This window comes from Pontibacter russatus (assembly GCF_009931655.1).
Classification (GTDB): Bacteria; Bacteroidota; Bacteroidia; order Cytophagales; family Hymenobacteraceae; genus Pontibacter; species Pontibacter russatus.
The window spans coordinates 4,571,224-4,590,144 of record NZ_CP047984.1 but is presented as its reverse complement, the minus strand read 5'-3'; the positions used below and the strand labels follow the sequence as shown (position 1 = coordinate 4,590,144).

Here is an 18,921-nt window from a genome sequence, read left to right as displayed (position 1 = left end):
GGTAAATCAAAACTTGTGTGCGTGAAAATCTGGCATAAGGCAACTCCCGTTCTACTGCCTCCGGAGGCTGAAGACCTGCAGCTTGGCGTTGTTTTTGGCGAGCAGGATATAACTCTGTCCGTTCGCTCCTTTCACCCGCTGCATGTCCCGCACCTGCCCTTCCGTGAAAAAACCGGACTCCTTCGGGCTCCGCACTTTAAACCGGCCTTCGCCCGTGCCTTCCAGCAGCAGGCCGTAATTGGCATCGTACCGCCCGATTTCCGGCAGCACATCGAAGAAGTTGCCCGCCAGCAGGATGTCGAGGTGACCGTCGTGGTTGTAATCCATTGTCTCAATGCCATGCACCGGGGAGAACTGCGCCTCTACCGGCAGCGCCTCCAGCGCAAATTGCATGTTGCCCTTGTTTATCAGGAGCGAGGAATTGGGGTTGACTACCTGCTTCACCACCGCTGCTTTCAGTTCCTCCTCCGGCAGCATCTCGTGCAGCTGCTTGCCCGCGTAGTCGGTGTACTTCACGAACTTCTTCTTGATGCTCGGCACCTGCCGCTGCAAATCCTGCTTCAGCACCATGGGATAGGCTTTGCCGTCTTCGGTGTAGCAGTTGATGATTTGCTCCACGGTGCCGTTATTTTCGAAATCATGCACATACAGCTCAACCGGCTTGCTTTCGCTGGCTGTCATGCGGCTGTTCCGGCCCAGGTTGCCCAGCACAAAATCCATATCCCCGTCGCCGTCCGTATCGGCTGCTTCGATGGCGTTCCACCACCCGGAGGAGTTCGGCACTTCGTGTTTTTCGCTCAGGCTGCGGCCCTTGTTGTTGGTATATATGGTGACAGGCATCCAGTCTCCCACCACCACCAGTTCCGGGTATTTGTCCCCATTCAGGTCGGCCCAGGCAGCATCCGTTACCATGCCCAGTTCGTTTGCGGGCAGGTAGCGCTTGGTATAGTTTTTAAAACTGCCGGTGCCGTCGTTTATATATAAATAGCTCGCTGCGTCGTACCCGTAGCCGCCTGGCACCATCCGACCCCCGATGAACAGGTCCAGGTCGCCGTCCCGGTCGAAATCTTCCGCGGCTACGCACGAGGCATTGGTGGTGATGTTCGGCAGCCGGTCCTCCTGCTTCAGGTTTCCTTTGCCATCGTTGATGTAAAGCCGGTCCAGGAGTTGCGGGGCGCCAGCGTCAAACTCGTTGCTGCCGGTCACTACCACCAGGTCCAGGTCGCCGTCTTTGTCCGCATCAAAAAACGTGGCCGCCACATCCTCCGAAGCGGTGTTTTCACCAAAAGCAATTGTGGCGCTTTCCTTAAATGTGCCGTCCGGCTGCTGCACGAAGAGTTTCTTTACACTGCCGGAGGCGCCGCCCATATATACATCCTCCAGCCCGTCGCCGGTCACGTCGCCCACGGCCACGGCGGGGCCCTGCGTGGAGTACATCTGCTTGAGCAGGGCATCACGGTTATAGTCCACAAAGTTACTTTCCTGGTGCGTATAGGCCAGTTGCACTTCCTGCGTGGCGTCATAAAAAGGCCCGGCCGGTTTTGCCGCTTCCGGTATATATAGCTCGTTGGCTTCCCGGTAATTCAAGGTAATATCCCGGTCCGGTTTCACGTCTGTCAGCACCTGCATTTTATCGTCCGGCCATATGACTTTCACGGAGTCAATGACAGCTTCCTTGCCTAGGCCAAATACCAGCGTCAGGTCCACCGACGATTCGAAGCCCCGGTTTGGCATCTGCTGCAGATAGACGGTTTTGTCAGGCTGGTACACATACACCTTGGCCCCGATGCCATCCAGATTTTTGCCGGTGCCCTGCAGCTTCACGCGCAGGAAATGGTTTTTAAGCGTTTCAGAGGTTTTATTTTGGTAAATGGAGACGGGCATGTTCACGTTGTTCACCACCAGGTCCAGGTCGCCGTCGTTGTCGAGGTCGCCGTAGGCGGCGCCGTTGGAGAAACCCGGTGTACCCAGGCCCCACGCCTCCGCCTGGTTTTCAAACTGCAGGTTGCCCTGGTTCCGGAAAGCATAATTAGGAATTGGTGTGGACGACATCTTCGAGATGAGCTCTTTGTTATAATCGTACCCGCCGCCTTCCACCGCCTTCTGCATGGTTTCTTCGTTTCCGAGGAAGTTCACAAAGTCCTGGTCCGTCAGGTCCTGGTAGATGCCATTGGCCACGAAGATGTCCTTCAGGCCGTCGTTGTCCATATCAAACAGCAGGGCACCCCAGCTCCAGTCGGTGGCGTGTACGCCTGCCAGCCGGGCTACTTCGCTGAAGGTGCTGTCGCCGTTGTTGAGGTGCAGCATGTTCTGCATGTACTGGTAATGGAAGTCGCGGGAGAGCTTGAGCTGCTGCAGGTCGTAATTCTCATACACCGAGGTCTTCTTCAGCCGGATATCGTTTCCCGGCAGCATGTCCGTGACAAAGATATCCTGGTTGCCGTCGTTGTTGAGGTCGGCGATGTCAGCGCCCATCGAGGACAGGCTCTCGTGCTGCATCCAGTCTTTGCTGGCCTCGGCAAAGGTGCCGTTTTGGTTGTTTATATATAGATAGTCGCGCTCGTAAAAGTCGTTGGAAATGAAGATGTCGGGCCAGTTGTCGTTGTTCACGTCGCCGACGGTGATGCCCAGGCCGAAGCCGATGAGGCTGCCATATATACCGGCGGCCTCGCTCACATCGGTAAATTTCCCGTCGTCGTTCCGCAGCAGTTTATCGCCGCCAAGTTCATCCCGCCGCTCGCGCAGGTTCGTGAAGCCAAGGCTGCCCACCGGGTAAGAACTGTTGTTCAGGAGGTACACGTCCAAGTCGCCATCCCGGTCATAGTCGAAGAAGGTGGCGTGGGTGGAGTAGCCTTCATCATCCAGGCCATAGGCCATGGCCTGCTCTGTAAATGCCGGTACGCCCTTGCCTTCAGCACCGTTGTTGATAAAGAGCTCGTTCTTCCGGTTGTCGCCGTTTACCTCGCCCGCGTTGCAGACATATATGTCCAGGTTGCCGTCGCCGTTCACATCGGCCATGGTCACGCCCGTGCTCCAGGCCTGGTTGCCGCCTATGCCCGCCTGCTCCGTAATGTCCTCAAATTGTAGGTTGCCTTTGTTCAGGTACAGGTGGTTTTTGCCGGTGTTGGCGGTGAGGTATATATCCGGCAGGCCGTCGTTGTTGATGTCGCCGATGGCCACGCCGCCGCCGTTGTAGAAATTGCGGTAGTTGAAGATGTTCATCTCCTTCGAGCTCTCCACTTTGTTGATGAAGTCCACGTTCGTGCGGGTGGCAGAAAGCTCCTGGAACAGCGTGTCCTGGTCCTGCGCTTCTTTTTTACTGCAGGCGAGGCACGCGCAAAAGATAAGGGTAAAAGAAAGGGGCTGTGTGTATTTTAAAGCCATGTGGTATAGGCCCAGGTTTCCGGAAGCTGCTTATTTCCTCCAATTTAAAAAAAGAAAGCAAGTTAAACAACTTGCTTTCCTGATAAGAAGAATGGGTTATCAATAGTTCATAAGCCTGCTAATACCCAGGGTTCTGCTTTAAGTTAGGGTTGTTAGAGAGCTGCTGCGACGGAATCGGGAAGAGGTCGCGGTAAGGCTCGCTTGCGTTCTTAAACTCCCAGGTGCCGCTGATGTACTTTCCGAAGCGTATAAGGTCGTTCCGGCGCCAGCCCTCCCAGGCTAACTCTCTGCCACGCTCTTCCAGCAGGATATCCGATGTCAGCGTACTCAGTGGATCTACGCCAGCGCGCGCGCGCACTTCGTTCACCAGGGCAAGGGCCTCCGCAGTCTGTCCCAACTGGAGCAGCGCCTCGGCTTTCATCAGCAGCACGTCCGCGTAGCGCAAAACTACCAGGTCATTGTCCTGATCGTTGCGGGTGTTATTCCGCTGCACCTCGTACTTCACGTTTCGGACGCCCTCGTTGCCAAAAGCCTTCTCCAGTGAAGTGATCTGCGGCGTGAAATTGAGCTCCTTCAGCTTACCGTCTACTGCATCTACAAAGGTAATCACATCTCCTGAGGCACTCGGCTGCGGCCCTTCCAGCCACATCGCCTTACGTTTGTCTTCGTCCGAGTACATGTTGTAAAACTCTGCTCTGGTCGCAAAGCCATTCCACGGGTTGGAAGACAGGCCATAGGCAGCGCCTTGTGCGTAGTGCAGGGTCCGCATGTGCATGTTCATGCCGCCCGCCAGCACTTTATCATAAGGAATGGCAAAAATGTTCTCCTCATACGTATCCGTGTTGCTGCCATTGTTCACTGCGAAGTTTTCCAGGTACTCCGGGTTCAGGCTATAACCTGCTTCTGCGCTCATGACAGCGTTCGCTGCATCCAGCGCCTTCTGCCACTGCGGCGTGCCGGTGTACACTTCTGCGTTCAGGTACAGTTTGGCCAGCATGGCATTGGCAGCGCCCTTGGTGAAACGGCTGTAGGCTACCACACCGGCCTCATCCTTCAGGGAAGGCAGAGCCTCCGTTATCTCCTTTTCAACGAAGGCATATACCTCCTGTCGCGTGTTCTGTGGGGGGTTTCCGGCAGGAGTGTCTTCGGTGATGATAGGTACATTGCCAAACATGTCCATCAGCCAGAAGTAGGCGAACGCGCGCAGCATCCGTAGTTCACCAATAATTGCCTCCTTTCCCTCCACGTCAAGTGTACTCTCCTCAAGGGCAGCCAGGTTGATGTTTGCTCCGGCGATTACTCTGTAGGCCCACTCCCATGAGCCGTTGATTTGGCCAGGCGATACCGGCGACCACTCATGCCGCGCCATTTGCTGCCAAGATCCGTTGTCGTACCAGTCAGGGCCGCGGGTTGGCACCACCAGTTCGTCGGTTGTGGCCTCGTTCAGCACAAGCACCGGATCCAGGAAACCGCGCAACTGCCCGTAGGTAGAGCCCACTGTCGACAGGAGTTCTTCCTCATTTGCAGGGAATTTACTGGCCTCTGCCCTGTCAAAAACCTCTGCGTCCAAATCAGTACAGGCCTGCCCACCCACTAGCAAACTCGCTACGGATGCAACAGCCAGCACATTCCTTAATTTATATCTTTTCATACGAAGAATCATTTTCACGATTTAATTTCTGAAATAAGCTTTGGTTCACCAACCCTACAGGGTCAGGGAAATTCCGAGCGAGAAGGAACGCGTTCTGGGGTAGAAAGTAACAGGCTCAATACCCGGAGATAGTCCTATTGCAGCAGCATCAGCAGCAGAAATGGTAGCCCCTCCTACATTTGTCTGTAAACCACCATAAATGTCACGCGACGCACCCAGTCTTGGCTCCGGATCTATACCACGGTACCCTGTGATAACGAAGGTATTGTTCCCGGCAATATATACCTGTGCCCCGGTTATATATTTCCCGAAAGCCGGGATGCGGTAGGACAAGCGCCAGTTATCAAGGCGCACAAAGTCAGCATCCTCTACCCAGAGGCTGGAGAAAGCAGGTGACAATCCCTCCGGTATGCCTGTCTCAAACGCATCCACAATCACGTTATTGCTCGGGAAACGGTTAGGGTTGGCAGAGTAGATATAGGGGCCGTTCACGATCTGGTGCCCCACTGCTCCCCTGAACAGGAAGTTCAGGTTGAAGTTCTTATAGGTAAAGTCGTTTCCCCATCCAAAGGTCAGGTCCGGGTTCGCATCGCCCAGGTAGGTACGGTCTCCTCCGAAAGGCTCAATTTCACCGTCTCCATCGACATCCTGGAAAACATAAGAGGGATTTCCGTCATCATCGGTGCTAAATCCTTCGAAAACAGGGCCATAAAACTGGCCGATCGGATAGCCTTCCTGCAGCACCACCGGTTGTGCAATACCGCCCTGCCCGCTGCCGAAGCCACCATAGGTTCGGGGGGTGGAGTTGTCGTACTCGAATATACCGGAGCTCAGCGAAACGATTTCGTTGGTATTATGCGCAAAATTGACGTTCGTGTTCCACTGGAAATCATTGTTATCAATCACAATATAATCCAGAGCCAGTTCAACCCCTTTGTTGTTTATCTCCCCCACGTTTGCCAGTATGCTGTTCGTCACAGCAGTCAGCTGGCCAGAGCCGTATTTCGTACCGATAGAAATTGGATAGTCAAACAGCAGGTCCTCGGTGTCTTTGTTGTAGAACTCCAGCGAGCCGTTCAGCCTGCCACCCAGGAAGGTAAAGTCCAGCCCGATGTTTGTCATGGCCGAGGTCTCCCATTTTAAGTCCGGGTTAGTATTCTGGCTGTAGTTATAAGCTGTCTGGAAGCCACCGCTTGTGAAATAAGAGCCGCTTGGGCCAAACAGCAGCCGGGAAGCGTAATCTGCAATACCTTCCTGGTTGCCGGTCACTCCGTAGCCCACACGCAGTTTCAGGTCATCCACGAAGGTTACCCCACTCATGAATGGTTCCTGCGTAATGCGCCAGCCCACAGAAACAGACGGGAACCAGCCCCAGCGGTTGTTCTCACCGAAACGGGAAGATCCGTCACGCCGGATATTGGAGGTCAGCAGGTACTTGTCTTTATAGGAGTAGTTAACACGCCCAATGAAGCCGATAAGAATCGCCTCCGATTTATAGGAGCCTACCTCTCTGTTGGTAGAGTTGGTATCATCGATGTTCGCGTTACCGGCACCCAGGTTGTTATACCCGAACACATTGGGGAAGCGGCTGTTCCCGGCGCTAAACCCTTCGTTCGACAGGTTCTGGTAGGTATAGCCCGCCAGGAAGGAATACTCATGGTCTCCGGCTGCTCCTTCATACTGTGCCGTGAGCTCCGTCAGCCAGTCTATCACTTCCCGCTGATTGCGGGTAGCATAGGCGGTATTGTTGCTGCTTGCTTTAAAAGTGCTCGGCCTGAAAAAGCCATACAGGCTATTGTAGTTGTTAATGGAGGTATTAACACCCAATCGCAGTCCTTCTGCGGGCTCCAGGAAGACCTTCAGGTTAGCCAGCGTCTGCTTCTCCCGTGACTCATTGGTGAGCTGCATCATCCTGGCCACCGGGTTCTCTATTTCAAAGCCTCCCGGAATACCCCTTCCGTTGAACTGATCGAAACCGGCCACCCCAGGCTGCAGGTATGTGCCGTCGTCGTTGAAGACGGGGAAGGTAGGGTTCAGCCTGCCCGCCGTTAGGAAGGAGAAATAGTCCACGAAGTCCTTGTTGCTCACCTGCTGCGACAGCAACAGCTGAATTTCCAGCTTATCGTCCAGGGCTGTCTGAGACAGGTTCAAACGCGCGTTCAGGCGGTCGAAGCCCGAGTTGATGGCAATACCCGGCTGGTCAAGGTATACCACAGAGCCACGGTAAGTGAAGTTATCTGCCCCCCCTGAAACAGCCATACTGTAGTTCTGGCTGATGGCCTTGCGGGTAATCTCATCAAACCAGTCGGTGCGGGCGCCGAAATCGTAGGCATTGCGGTCGAGGCCCTGTTCCTCTAACTTTGTCACGAATTCGTCCGGCGACAGAAAAGGTATCGTGTTGGACACCTCTTCCAGCCCCACATAGCTGCTCAGTTCCACAACGGGTTTACCGGGTTGGCCCCGCTTGGTAGTTATGATGATAACTCCGTTTGCACCCCTGGAGCCGTAGATGGCGGCAGAGGAGGCGTCTTTCAGAATATCCATGGAGGCAATGTCTTCCGGGGCAACGGTGCTTAGGGAGGCTCCTGCCACACCGTCTATCACAATCAGCGGTTCGCTGTTGGCGCTGAGCGACGAGGTACCCCTTAAACGGATAACCGGGCGGTTACTTGTCGGGTCGCCGCCGCCGGAAACCACGTTAAGGCCAGCCACTTTACCCTGCACTGCCTGCATCGGGTTGTTTATAACCCCCGCGTTCAGGTCATCTGAGTTCACGGTGGCGGTGGCTCCAGTCACGTCTGCCTTTTTCTGCGTACCGTAGCCTGTCACTACTACTTCCTCCAGAGCCTGTGCATCAGTAGAGAGCGTCACATTTACCGTAGAGCGGTTGTTAATCGGCACCTCCTGGGTTTTGAAACCGATAAAGGAGATGACCAGCGTCGCATCGCCGTTCGGCACGTTCAGCACGAAATTACCCTCTGCGTCTGTAGCCGTGCCCACGGTGGTACCCTTCACCACCACAGTGGCGCCCGGTACCCCCACGCCGTCGTCGCCTACTACCTTTCCTCTTACCTCTGTGCCCTGAAAGAAGGCCAGCCGGTTCATGTCAGTGCCAGGCAGCACAGAAGCCTCCGCCCCCTGCGCCAGGCACAAGGCGGCCAGAAGTATGGCGAACCTTTTCTTTTGTGACGGACTACCTGCCTTGGTGCGCTTGGGGCGCACCTGAGATGTAGTGTAAATTTTCTTCATACGTTGTTGTTAAAGATGGTGAAACGTTATTCGCTGGGACAAAAGCAAAGCAATACTCCACCCTACCAGGGCGATTTCAGACTTAAGTACTGTTTTCAGGTAGCGGACATTTGTGGCGGCTGACAAGGCGGCAATAAATTTTAGCAGAAGAGCAGAAGCGCTCCACACTCTTAGAAGCACGTAATGGCACAGCGGCATTCATTTTTCTGTTTGGCCTGCTGCACCGTCCATGCGCTGCCCTACTGCCATTACTCGTCAAATATGCAAAAGGTTTTCTGATTATACAACATGTTGCCATTTAATGCATGAGCCCTTACTTACCACCGGTATCAGGCACTGCTCAACCTCAGCTGACATCCCTGTAACTACAGCAAAGGGCGCCCGCTTCCTACGCACATACTTTCCAAAAGCCTACAGATAACGCTCCGGTACCAAGTACGTAAAGCTGTATATATAACTAAAGAAAACGGACATGAACGAAACAGAATACAGAACCCGAGGCGACTGGAACGAGCTGAAGGGAAAGATGAAGCAACAGTACGGCAACCTGACCGAATCCTCTATTTTACAGCGGCCTGGTTTTTGGAGAGTCAATTAAGAGGTTTTAAACTTTTAGATGACCGACGATCCGGGAAGCCGACAATAAGCAGGAGTGCCGGTGGCGCTGGCACCTTTGACGTAATGTTTGTCCATGATGGAGGAGAGCGGGTGCCAGTCCACCACAGGGTTAATCTGGCCGAGGAACTTATTTTTGATCTTGTGACCCTCTACGGCTAAGTCGGCAAAACCTACTGCTGCTTGCTTTTTATGAACCAAAGATAGTCAATTTCTAAAGCTCGAAAAACTAAAAGCAGATCCTGTTGATAGGCATAACCGTGCAACCGTCTCATTACATTCTAAATACGGATCAGCAGTCTCTCGCTGTGAGTGCTGAATTTGCCATCAATTTTTTATTTTCTCACTTAAAAAACGTAGGGCAGGCTCTTTGGGTAGATTAGCTTGCGCTATGGGCTTTATACACTTTCCTTCATATGACGTAAACCTTCTGCTATTCTTTAAACTGTTTAAGAAGATCAAAATAAAAACGTTCTAAAAGTCGCATGTCTTCTGTTATGATGTCTGCCTGTGCAAGTAAGCCGTGCTGAAATCGCAAAGGCTTTTTGTGATTCGTTATAAATCCATCAGGCAAGATAACTTTTGCTAAATAACCGCTGTCGGTTGGCGTGCTCTTAATATAGTCAATCTGGCCAAGTACTGAACCGTACTGTTGATAAGGATAGGCCTGAAATTTTAATATAACCTGTTGCCCTGGTTTTACTTTACCGAAGTTGTATTGGGGAATGAGTAATTCAACAAAGTAAGAAGCATTGTCAGGCTGCACATAGAATAAAGGTTGCCCGGATTTCATTTCTTGATTTTCCTGTAGAAAGCCAATGAAGACAACTGTTCCCGATACAGGTGCTTTCAGCAGGAATTCATACTCCCATGATTGCACCTGGCTTTTCATTGTTCGCAATGCCTGTATGAAGGTGTTTTTATGCACAATAATTTGATTTTCCAGTTCAGCAATTTCTTTTCTTTTTTCATTTAGCTGGATATCATTGGAAACAATGGATGCATCAATTTGTGGTAAGGATAATTGCTTGTCTATTAGTCTACTTTTTTCGTTACGGTAGTCTAACTGAGATATCACTTTGTCTTTAGCCAAAGATTCATTAGACTCAAAAGTTTGACTACTTAATGAAAAATCCTGTTGTAGCAAATCCTTTTGATAGGTTAATATATCATGCATCTTTTGAATGTTCTGTATGTCTGTAACCAACATTTTTTTCTTCTGCAGAAAGAAACCATTGCTTAAAACATCCCTGAACATAGTAAAAGATTGGGTGAAGGTTTGATAGGGAGTCTGTAATTCCCCTAAGTTATTCAGAAACTGATGATTAGTATGATCAGGAAATAAATAGATTATTTCATCTGTTCTATTTTGACTTATAAGGCTGTTGATGGTTGCTAATCGTTTTTTAATTTCCATTACCGACTGCGGATTAGCAATACTTTCCATGTAACCTAAAACTTGCCCCGCATCTACTTTTTCATTTTCTTTTACTATTATCCTTACCAATTTGCCATCTGCTCTTGCAATTACCTGTCGGGGAGCATTGGCACTATTCAATTTAGCACTGGCAGAAATAATGTCTGGGTATTGAATAAACCAGCATATTAAAGCAAGCAGCATGAACAGGAGTAAAAATAAGACAGTACCCCAGCGCACAATAAAAGGTACTTTTCTCGAAATAATTTCGTCGATCTCATTTCCATGATCGCCAAATGTATTTTTCATTTTGGGCACACTTTCAATAGGCGCATTGTCGAGAAGTAGTAAAGTATTATCTGTTTCCATCTTACATCATTTTTCCCGGCTAACCAGATGGTTCCTTGATATGTTTGTTATGAATTAATTTCCTAATTCTAATTGGTTCTTTACGAGTTCGTAATACTTGCCTTTTCTCATTGTAAGTTCTGTATGTGTGCCTTCTTCGGCAATTTCCCCATTAACCATCACCACAATCTTATCTGCATTTTTTACCGTGCTGAGACGATGAGCCACAACAATCACTGTTTTGCCATTAAGGAATTGCTGCAGGTTTTCCAAAATCTCTTTTTCATTATTGGCATCTAAGGAATTGGTAGCCTCGTCGAAGAATAAAATTTGAGGATTTTTATATACTGCCCTTGCAATAGCCAATCTTTGTTTCTGCCCGCCACTAATGCCATTGCCTTCTGCACCCAGCTTTGTATAAAAGCCTAATGGCAATGATTCAATAAAGGAAAGTATATTGGCTGTTTTGCAGGCATAGAGAAGGCGTTGCTCATCAACCTTTTCATTGGTAACAGTAATATTTTTTCGTATATTATCATTAAATACAAAACTATCCTGCATAACTGCACCGCTTGCGCTGCGCCAAAATTTTGGGCTTATAGTTTTAAAACTTGAGTTACCTATAAAAATATCGCCTTTGTACGTTTCATGAAACTTCAAAAGCAATTTCATAAGAGTCGTCTTACCGCTTCCACTCATACCGACAATAGCGGTTACCTTGCTCATCGGTAGTGTTAAATTTATATTTTTCAGTACAGGCTCATTGCCTGCGCCTGGATAAGTGAAAGAAAGGTTCTTTATATGAATGCTATGTTCTTCGGGTAAATAATGATTGAAATGTTTTTGAACAGGCTCTTCGTCATCTAGCAGATGAATATCGTTTAGACGCTCTAAAGAAATTTTCGCATCCTGTGCCTGTTGTGTAAATCCAATCAACTGATCTATCGGGCTGTTTAATTGACCTATGATGTATTGAATTGCAAGCATCATACCTAAGGTAAGCTCGCCTTCCACAACCAGCTTGGCTACTATAAAGGTAATGAGAATATTTTTACCTTGATTAATAAAGAACGCACCTATTTGTTGGTATTGGCTAACCGATAAAGTTCTAAAGTTAAGCTTAAATAAGCCTGCCTGTAGTCCTTCCCATGCCCAGCGGTAAGTATTCTCAGCATTATTAAGTTTTATTTCTTGCATACCATAAATCAATTGCATTGTGGCATTGGTTTCTTTGGCAGCTATGGCAAAACGCTGGTAATCAAGTTCCCGACGGTACTTTAAAAAAAATCGTATCCAGATTAGGTATAGCAAACTACCAAAAAGAAAAATGACAAATATGATAATATTGTACGAAAGTAAAACAAAGGAAAGAACAACAAGGGTTATAATCGAAAAGAGAGTGTTCAATGCCGTTCCTGTCAAAAAACTTTCTATGCGCTGATGATCACTTACGCGCTGCATAATATCACCAGGATGTTTACTATCGAAGAACTGCATCGGAAGCTTTAAGAGCTTGGCCCAAAAGCCTGATAGCAGAGAAACATTTATTCTTGTGCTGATGTGTAGCAATATACGGCTACGGATGAATTCTATCACTGTCTGTGAAAACAGCAGCATTAGCTGTGCTGCCAGGATAATTTGTATAAAATTTATATTCCGATTATCGATGCCTTTATCAACAATACTTTGCGTAAGGTAAGGGAAAATGAGTTGTAAAATACTGCCTAAAAGTAAGCCCAGAAATATCTGATAAAAATAAGCCTTATGTTGTTTTACATAGCTGAACAAGTAATCTCTGCCAATTTTTGTTTTCTTTGCCTGATCGACATCTTTGAAATCCATTTCTTCAAAGAGAGGAATGGGTTCCAACAAAAGAGCAGTGCCTTTACCTGATTCATTTTCAATAGTGGAGAGCCAGTGTCTTAGAAAATCGTCTTTATTAAGCTTGATGAATCCTTTTGCTGGATCGGCTATTACCAGTTTTTTATTAGTTGATTCAGGAGTTAAAACTACAAAGTGGTAGTGGTCCCAATGAATAACGGCAGGCAGTGGGGCATTATTAATAAGTTGTTCAAAAGTAAGTTTGGCTCCGACAGATCTTAACCCAATATTTTCTGCAGCATCGGACAGGCCAAGCATTGATACACCTTCTTTACCATATTGCGACTTATTTCGCAGGTACTCCAATGAAATAGAACGGCCGTAGTACTTTGCCACCATACGAAGGCAGGTCGGGCCACAGTCCATAGAATCAAGCTGTTTATAAAGTGGAAATGAGTTTCTCAAAGTTTTTGTATGAAAAATAAGTAGTTAACTGGGTCTAATTGCTTTTTTTATAACTAATTGTTTAATTAGGGTAACTATAAGTTTACTATAAATATGCATGTGATTTTGAAGCACGTTTTCATCTGTGTAATATTTCATTTTATGGATCAACCTTTCAATTGATAGGGGCACAGATAAGTTATCTAAAATTAATTTTTCTAACTCATCAAGATCAAAAAATGAAACCTTATTATGATGAACTTCAGGGATGATTAAATTATAAAAAATGCCTGGTGATAATTTTATATTTTCGTAATACTTAACACCCATCCGCTTGTTCTTATTTATAATACCTGCCCAATCGAACTCTGACTCAATTATCTCAATATGTTTACATTTTGAAATAATTTTATCTTGATAATTTTCATCGTTAGAAAAGAGCTCACAATACCAGCGGGCTGATTTTATATCTCGTCCATACAAGTAATAGAGATTAATCTTCCTACAATTGTCTAAATATTTAATTAAATGCTTTATGAATACTTCATAATCAATATAAGCTTTTTCCTTAATTAGAGGATTATCTATTTTATTGATGTTCTTTCTTGCAACAGCTTGCGAAATAGATAAGTCAAACGCACCACTATAATAACTCATACCGTAATTAGCTCGACTTTTCGTATCTATCTCTGATTTTCCTTTATTGAATATTTTTTCTGCCTTATTATTAAATTTAAGATAATCTTCCAAAGTATTCAGATTTGCTCTATCATAAAGCTCTAAGAATAAACGTGATTCTTTTCTTTTAAAAATTGACATTATCTTGTAATAATGTTCAGGATACAAATCTCTTAGTTTTAATGCCATTTGAATACAAGTATATTCATCCTTTTTAGATTGACCCAAAAGATGCAAATATTGTTTTTTACAAGGCGTTTCATGAAAATCACAGAGATGCTTATACTCATTATCTTTAATTTTAATAGGGAATAGTACATTAATTGGCAGATTCCTCTGCTTTGCAAGAGAGTAGAATAGATGCTGTTCAAAAAACACATTGAAACGATTAACATTTATAAAAGAGAGATTATTTATATTCTTATTTATATATTTAAATGCTAATCGGCTATATTCATTAATAAAACCAATGTTGTTACCTCCCAGGATTCCTGCATTAACTGCACTTATTGGAGCCGTTTTGCTGAAGTCAGCTTTAACGCAACTTGGGAAATAAGTAAAATGCTTTATTAGCTCTCTTTGTGTTGACAGGTAATAATCTGTAGCCTCTTCAATGTTTTGCGCGATTAATTCACCTTTAAGTAATGATTCATCAAACTGATTAAAAAGAAAAATATCTCCGTCTATGTGAAGGAAAGGAGCGTGCTGCAGGGAATAAGTATATATTTTTGGTAAGGCCCAAAGATTTTCGTTAGATAAAGTGAGATTATCATGTGTTATATAGACGTTGTCATATGGCAGTTCAAGAGTATCTATTAGCAGCTTAGCAGCACTACTGTTGGCATAAAGGTCAATTTTCTTATATATTTTCTGTAACTGTAAGCTGCAAAGAGTCCAACTCATTAAATGATATTCTGGCGCAGCCCAGCCAAAACTATGACTAAAAGGATCTTTTATTTTATCAATGTGTAGTGTTTGTATAAATCTCATATAAGATATATTGATGCTATCAATTTTGATAACTTTACTCTTGCAAAGGTTCTTTGACAAAGTACCTTTGCAAGAGTATTAATTGGACTTTAAAAATTGAGATGAAAGCTTGATTAGTTTTACCTTTATAACCCATTGATGGTATAGGTATAACCAAGATCATTTCATCGTTGATTTTACCTATACCGCTTTGAAAATCCTTCTATAAGTTCCATAACTATATTTCATAGTCTACTTTATTTTCTATCCTATTACTTTATTTCTGTTTCATTTCTTTAGATCTAAGTAGTTTCTCCTCTTTTTATTTAAATATAAACTGATTTATTCTATTTATTTAATTAGATAACTTTAAGGATATTTGCGGCACAGACAGTTGAAATGTACTTAACACAGGACAGCTATTTTATTTTTAGATGACTCAAACAGGCCATTTTGTTATAGTACTCCCTCTTTATTAGGACCACTTTGTACTGTTTCTAAGTTGGTTCTCTACTTGCCCTCTCCCAAAATAATGCAGCTTGCTGCTTGTACAGCTTTACCGAAATCCGTCTCCCTATCCCCTGGTGATGCTTCTCATGGTTGTAAAAGCCGAAGAAGCTTTTCAGCCCCTGGTACAGCTTCCATCTGTCCAGGGCGGGGTGCAGGTAGACATAGTCCCGCTTGAGTGCTCGCCACAGCCGCTCAATGTAAATATTGTCCAGTACTCTGCCTTTGCCGTCCATGCTGATGCCCTCTCCCTTCAGGTACTCCACCCACTCTTTGCAGGTGAACTGGCTGCCCTGGTCGGAGTTTACTATTTCCGGCTTGTCATGGCGGGCAATCGCCTCCCGCAGCACTGCAAGGCTTGCCCCGGTCTATAGGCTGTTGGACAGCCCCCACTAGGTGACAACGAAGCGGCTGTGCACGTCGATGATGGCCGTCAGGTACACAAAGCCCCTCTCCAGCGGAATGTAGGTGATGCCCACCTCCCAGACCTGGTTGCAGCACCCTATCTCCAGGTTCCTCAGCAGGTAAGGGTAAACTACCCGGCCTAGCCCAACCGGATCAGGTTCTTTTTGGGGTAGATGGCCTGCAGGCACATGAGCCGGAGCAGTTTCCGCACCCGCTTGTGGTTCACCTGATACCCTTCATCGAGCAAGTAATCCTGCATCTGGAGCACCCCATACGTGGGCCCGCCCAAGCAGCGCTCGTCCAAGAGGCGCATGATGGCCAAGCTCTCCCGCTCTTTCAGGGCCTCGATGGCTACCCTGGCCTGAAGGCCGCGCTGGATTTCCTTGTTTTCCCTTTCATTCTTCCACTAAGCTAAAAGTTATACCTCAATTAAAATAGTGCCCTAAATCAAGGGAGTATTATACCCCAGCCAGTAATAAATATATCTTGATTGCTAATCAGCAGCGCCTCCCTAAGTTCCCTTACCCTGCAGCCTTTATTGTACATAGCATTGGGCAGTATGAGGTTGAATAAAAGTTGCTGTAGGAATTCTGCTCTACTACTGAATCATCATAGAGGAACTTGGTGCGATATGGCCGGTTGATAATTCCAAGCAAACGATGCTGAACTTAATTCATAAGGAGGTATTCTGTCGCTTAACTTGTTGTGTGTCCTAAAATTGCTTTAACATTTCGCATCAAAGAGCGAAGTTGCCTTTCACAAGTGAATAAACAGTTGACATACTTTATAAATAAAAATATATCAACTGTTTATTAATTTACCTGTTTAACATGCTACTAAAGTAGAGCCAGAACTACAACTACAAGAGCTGTCACACGATACACATTCGCTACAGCCACTATAGGTACCGCTACCGCTCGCATTAGTGCAGCATTTATAAGAACCACTACCACTTCCAGCCATGATACCTTTCATTTCTGCCCGGCTCAACTTTCCTTCGATGTTGGCAAGACTCATTTTCTTAAGTTCCATTTTTTTTGATTTAAAAGTTAAAAATAAATTTGTTTGTTTTGCCTTTTGCTTTATGCATCACAGGCTTTGGCCCTGGCAATGACCCTGCAGTGCCATTTAGTACCGCCAGTCTTCTCTCTTGGGGTACTATACCAAAAGAAAATGTTTTTTTATCTCATTCAACCCCTAAAGTAGGGGAATCAAGAAGAAAGTATTGTAGATCCTCAATATTGTAAGCATCGGGAAGCTGATATCCATTAATGAAAATGGTAGGGGTGTAACTAATACCTGCCGACTTGCACCATTTATTCATTGCATCAATTTTACCGCTTTGATTTAATAACTCTCTATTCATTGGATAGTGGGCTGCAAAGCGTTCATAATCCTTTGCATTTGGTAGATACCAATCGTTTAGTGCTTTTTGGATTGTAGCCTCGTTGGCTTGCTCAGCTATTGCTAATAAATGACTGATTGGTTTCACTGCCGGGTCATGTACTTTGTCGGATACAGTAAATATAATTTTAACTTTTAAGTTAGTATTTCCTTCTAATAACTTCTCAATTTTGGGATGTGCCTTACTGCAGGGGCCGCAATACGTGCTGCATACCTTAATGAGTGTATTTGTTGCCATTGGGTTTCCTATATCGATGCCCAAGCCATCGGCGGTGGGTATGGCTATGGATTTTTGTTTTTTCAAAAGAATATTGAATATATCAGCATTAAACTTTACACGCATGTATTCCCTTTTATTATCCTCAGCTTTTTGTAAGCCTTGTATATATGGCTTAAGTGTATACCATATCAAGGCTGGCAGCAGATATATAATTATAACATTTATAAAAATAGAAATAGAAAATTGCAAAGATGGAAAAATAAAATTATTAAAAATGACATTAATGCCGCCCATCAGCAATAAGACCTGTACAGCAAGGCAGAGCATACACCATTGTTTTGCTACCTGCCACTGATAATAAATGGAGAATACGATATAGGGTAACGCAAGTATGTTTAACCATGCTAAAACAGCAATATTGTGAATAACATAGCTCCCTGCAAATAATAACGCAAGTAAGCCACCCATAAAATAGAAAAGTCCTAATTCACTCCAACTTAACCAACCAAACAATTTTGACTTATTTCCAGTAACTATTGCACTACAATCACTTTTAGCAATACCTGTACATACTTTTTTAAGAAAAGGATTATTCTTATCTATCTCGTACCAAACTAAGAAGCTTGTAACGACCACTCCTGCTAGCATAATAAGATATTGAAGATAAACCCCTAATATATAAGAAGGTGCAGAAATCCCAGTTGTTTCGATTACTCTTCGAATAAGCATAAATGAAACAATTACCAACAAGACAAGAGCCGCTATAGGAATGAGAGAGCTTAGAAATGTTTTTCTTTTGTTTTTTTCATAGTTTGGTTCACCAGAATATTCATTTGGTTCGGCTATTAGGTATATTCCGTTCCATGTTTTTATAAAATCATCTTTACTTTTAGTAACAAGTTTATTGTAGTTTTTCTGATATATCTGTACTTTTTTATCAGTAACATTAGCAACTATAACCATTGGTGCTCCAAGGTTGTTCGTACGTGCCATGAAGGGGGTAGGCAATTCGTCAATATTGATAGGATCAATTTTACCAGCACCATTAGGAATATTCCATTTACTCAAGGCGTCACTTATACACAATAAGCTAGGCCAATCAGGGTGATTTTGCAAATTTTCGTTTACTGTTGCGTTATTTACTCTCACTTTTAGTAAACTCAAAAACTCTATTGTAGCTCTAACATTTGTATGATATTGATTAAACATGCTGCGTGACCCTTATATAGGTTAGAAATATTTTTTTCAAATTTCCTTAGGCATAGAGGAATTCACATTGTACCTGCAGAACAGTTTTTGCTGCAGGCCGTGTAATTTCTCAGTATTATTTTTTCCTGTGCATTTAAGCGAGCCTTTGGAAGACGCGGATTACACAGAATATGTGGTTATATGTGGCTTATGCGGAGCTCAAGAAGAAGTTTTGAGCGTTTTTATGTCCTAAGAGCACTTCTGCACCTGCCAGAGTAGGTTCCTCAAGGCGTAATACATCTCATAACCTTCTCTGTCCACTATCAGAAGCGTCTTCACATAGTCACAGACCTTCCTTCACTGGCAGTTGCTCCGGTTTGCCCACCGGCTGCTCATAGTACCGGTGGTAAGACATGGCTGGCCTTGAGCTCTATTAGAAAGCCAATCTTCTAGTTCCTCAAAAACTCTATGTTTTTTGCTGAGGTGACTATCTTTCAGCACTCGTCTATGAGGGGCACAGGCTCTACTGCCAGCACTCTTTGACCATCTCCTGAAACAGTCGTGATAGTCTTCCTCCCCTTGTGGGTATTTCCACAAAGGGATTTGTTACCGAAAATTGAT

At 45.5% G+C, this 18,921-nt stretch carries 12 protein-coding genes; 1 reads left to right on the top strand and 11 read right to left on the bottom strand.

The genetic code is table 11. The features are described from left to right. Nucleotides 1-51: 51 nt before the first annotated feature. From GSQ62_RS19010 to GSQ62_RS19000, 3 genes are all read right to left on the bottom strand, one after another. Nucleotides 52-3,384 (bottom strand): VCBS repeat-containing protein, encoded by a 3,333-nt coding sequence (locus GSQ62_RS19010; RefSeq protein ID WP_161890963.1) that lies wholly within the window; start codon nt 3,382-3,384, stop codon nt 52-54. Between the two features lie 118 nt (nt 3,385-3,502). Beyond that, on the bottom strand, nt 3,503-5,035 hold the full coding sequence (locus GSQ62_RS19005; RefSeq protein WP_161890962.1) for a RagB/SusD family nutrient uptake outer membrane protein: 1,533 nt from the start codon (nt 5,033-5,035) through the stop codon (nt 3,503-3,505). A gap of 54 nt (nt 5,036-5,089) precedes the next feature. Further along, the gene (locus GSQ62_RS19000; RefSeq protein ID WP_161890961.1) at nt 5,090-8,284 is read right to left on the bottom strand and encodes a SusC/RagA family TonB-linked outer membrane protein; all 3,195 of its coding nucleotides are present in this window, start codon (nt 8,282-8,284) and stop codon (nt 5,090-5,092) included. A gap of 472 nt (nt 8,285-8,756) precedes the next feature. Here GSQ62_RS19000 and GSQ62_RS18995 point away from each other — a divergent pair, with 472 nt between their 5' ends. Beyond that, a complete protein-coding gene (locus GSQ62_RS18995) occupies nt 8,757-8,882 on the top strand; it encodes a CsbD family protein (protein ID WP_237586824.1) in 126 nt (41 codons plus the stop codon). Nucleotides 8,883-8,896: 14 nt separating this feature from the next. Here the strand turns inward: GSQ62_RS18995 and GSQ62_RS20715 are convergent, their stop codons facing one another. The 8 genes from GSQ62_RS20715 to GSQ62_RS18960 form a co-directional block, all read right to left on the bottom strand. Then, a complete protein-coding gene (locus GSQ62_RS20715) occupies nt 8,897-9,100 on the bottom strand; it encodes a hypothetical protein (protein ID WP_202621804.1) in 204 nt (67 codons plus the stop codon). A gap of 232 nt (nt 9,101-9,332) precedes the next feature. Further along, a complete protein-coding gene (locus tag GSQ62_RS18990; protein ID WP_161890960.1) occupies nt 9,333-10,685 on the bottom strand; it encodes an HlyD family efflux transporter periplasmic adaptor subunit in 1,353 nt (450 codons plus the stop codon). A gap of 54 nt (nt 10,686-10,739) precedes the next feature. After that, complete coding sequence (locus GSQ62_RS18985) at nt 10,740-12,950, bottom strand: peptidase domain-containing ABC transporter (RefSeq protein ID WP_161890959.1); 2,211 nt, start codon at nt 12,948-12,950, stop codon at nt 10,740-10,742. 24 nt (nt 12,951-12,974) lie between these two features. Next, on the bottom strand, nt 12,975-14,597 hold the full coding sequence (locus GSQ62_RS18980) for a DUF6734 family protein (protein ID WP_161890958.1): 1,623 nt from the start codon (nt 14,595-14,597) through the stop codon (nt 12,975-12,977). A gap of 476 nt (nt 14,598-15,073) precedes the next feature. After that, nucleotides 15,074-15,433, bottom strand: a complete 360-nt coding sequence (locus tag GSQ62_RS18975) for an integrase core domain-containing protein (RefSeq protein WP_161890957.1) — start codon at nt 15,431-15,433, stop codon at nt 15,074-15,076. A gap of 42 nt (nt 15,434-15,475) precedes the next feature. Continuing rightward, on the bottom strand, nt 15,476-15,676 hold the full coding sequence (locus tag GSQ62_RS18970) for a hypothetical protein (RefSeq protein WP_161890956.1): 201 nt from the start codon (nt 15,674-15,676) through the stop codon (nt 15,476-15,478). Further along, a complete protein-coding gene (locus tag GSQ62_RS18965) occupies nt 15,628-15,801 on the bottom strand; it encodes an IS3 family transposase (RefSeq protein WP_161890955.1) in 174 nt (57 codons plus the stop codon). The genes GSQ62_RS18970 and GSQ62_RS18965 overlap by 49 nt, the downstream gene beginning before the upstream one ends. An 873-nt stretch (nt 15,802-16,674) precedes the next feature. After that, nucleotides 16,675-18,321 (bottom strand): vitamin K epoxide reductase family protein, encoded by a 1,647-nt coding sequence (locus tag GSQ62_RS18960; RefSeq protein WP_161890954.1) that lies wholly within the window; start codon nt 18,319-18,321, stop codon nt 16,675-16,677. Nucleotides 18,322-18,921: the final 600 nt, after the last annotated feature.

Bases quoted from the DNA above. Each gene is read 5' to 3' on its own strand.
- GSQ62_RS18980 (WP_161890958.1), bottom strand. From the start codon at position 14,597: ATGAGATTTATACAAACACTACACATTGATAAAATAAAAGATCCTTTT.
- GSQ62_RS18960 (WP_161890954.1), bottom strand. From the start codon at position 18,321: ATGTTTAATCAATATCATACAAATGTTAGAGCTACAATAGAGTTTTTG.
- GSQ62_RS18990 (WP_161890960.1), bottom strand. From the start codon at position 10,685: ATGGAAACAGATAATACTTTACTACTTCTCGACAATGCGCCTATTGAA.
- GSQ62_RS19010 (WP_161890963.1), bottom strand. From the start codon at position 3,384: ATGGCTTTAAAATACACACAGCCCCTTTCTTTTACCCTTATCTTTTGC.
- GSQ62_RS19000 (WP_161890961.1), bottom strand. From the start codon at position 8,284: ATGAAGAAAATTTACACTACATCTCAGGTGCGCCCCAAGCGCACCAAG.
- GSQ62_RS18965 (WP_161890955.1), bottom strand. From the start codon at position 15,801: ATGCGCCTCTTGGACGAGCGCTGCTTGGGCGGGCCCACGTATGGGGTG.
- GSQ62_RS18995 (WP_237586824.1), top strand. From the start codon at position 8,757: ATGAACGAAACAGAATACAGAACCCGAGGCGACTGGAACGAGCTGAAG.
- GSQ62_RS19005 (WP_161890962.1), bottom strand. From the start codon at position 5,035: ATGAAAAGATATAAATTAAGGAATGTGCTGGCTGTTGCATCCGTAGCG.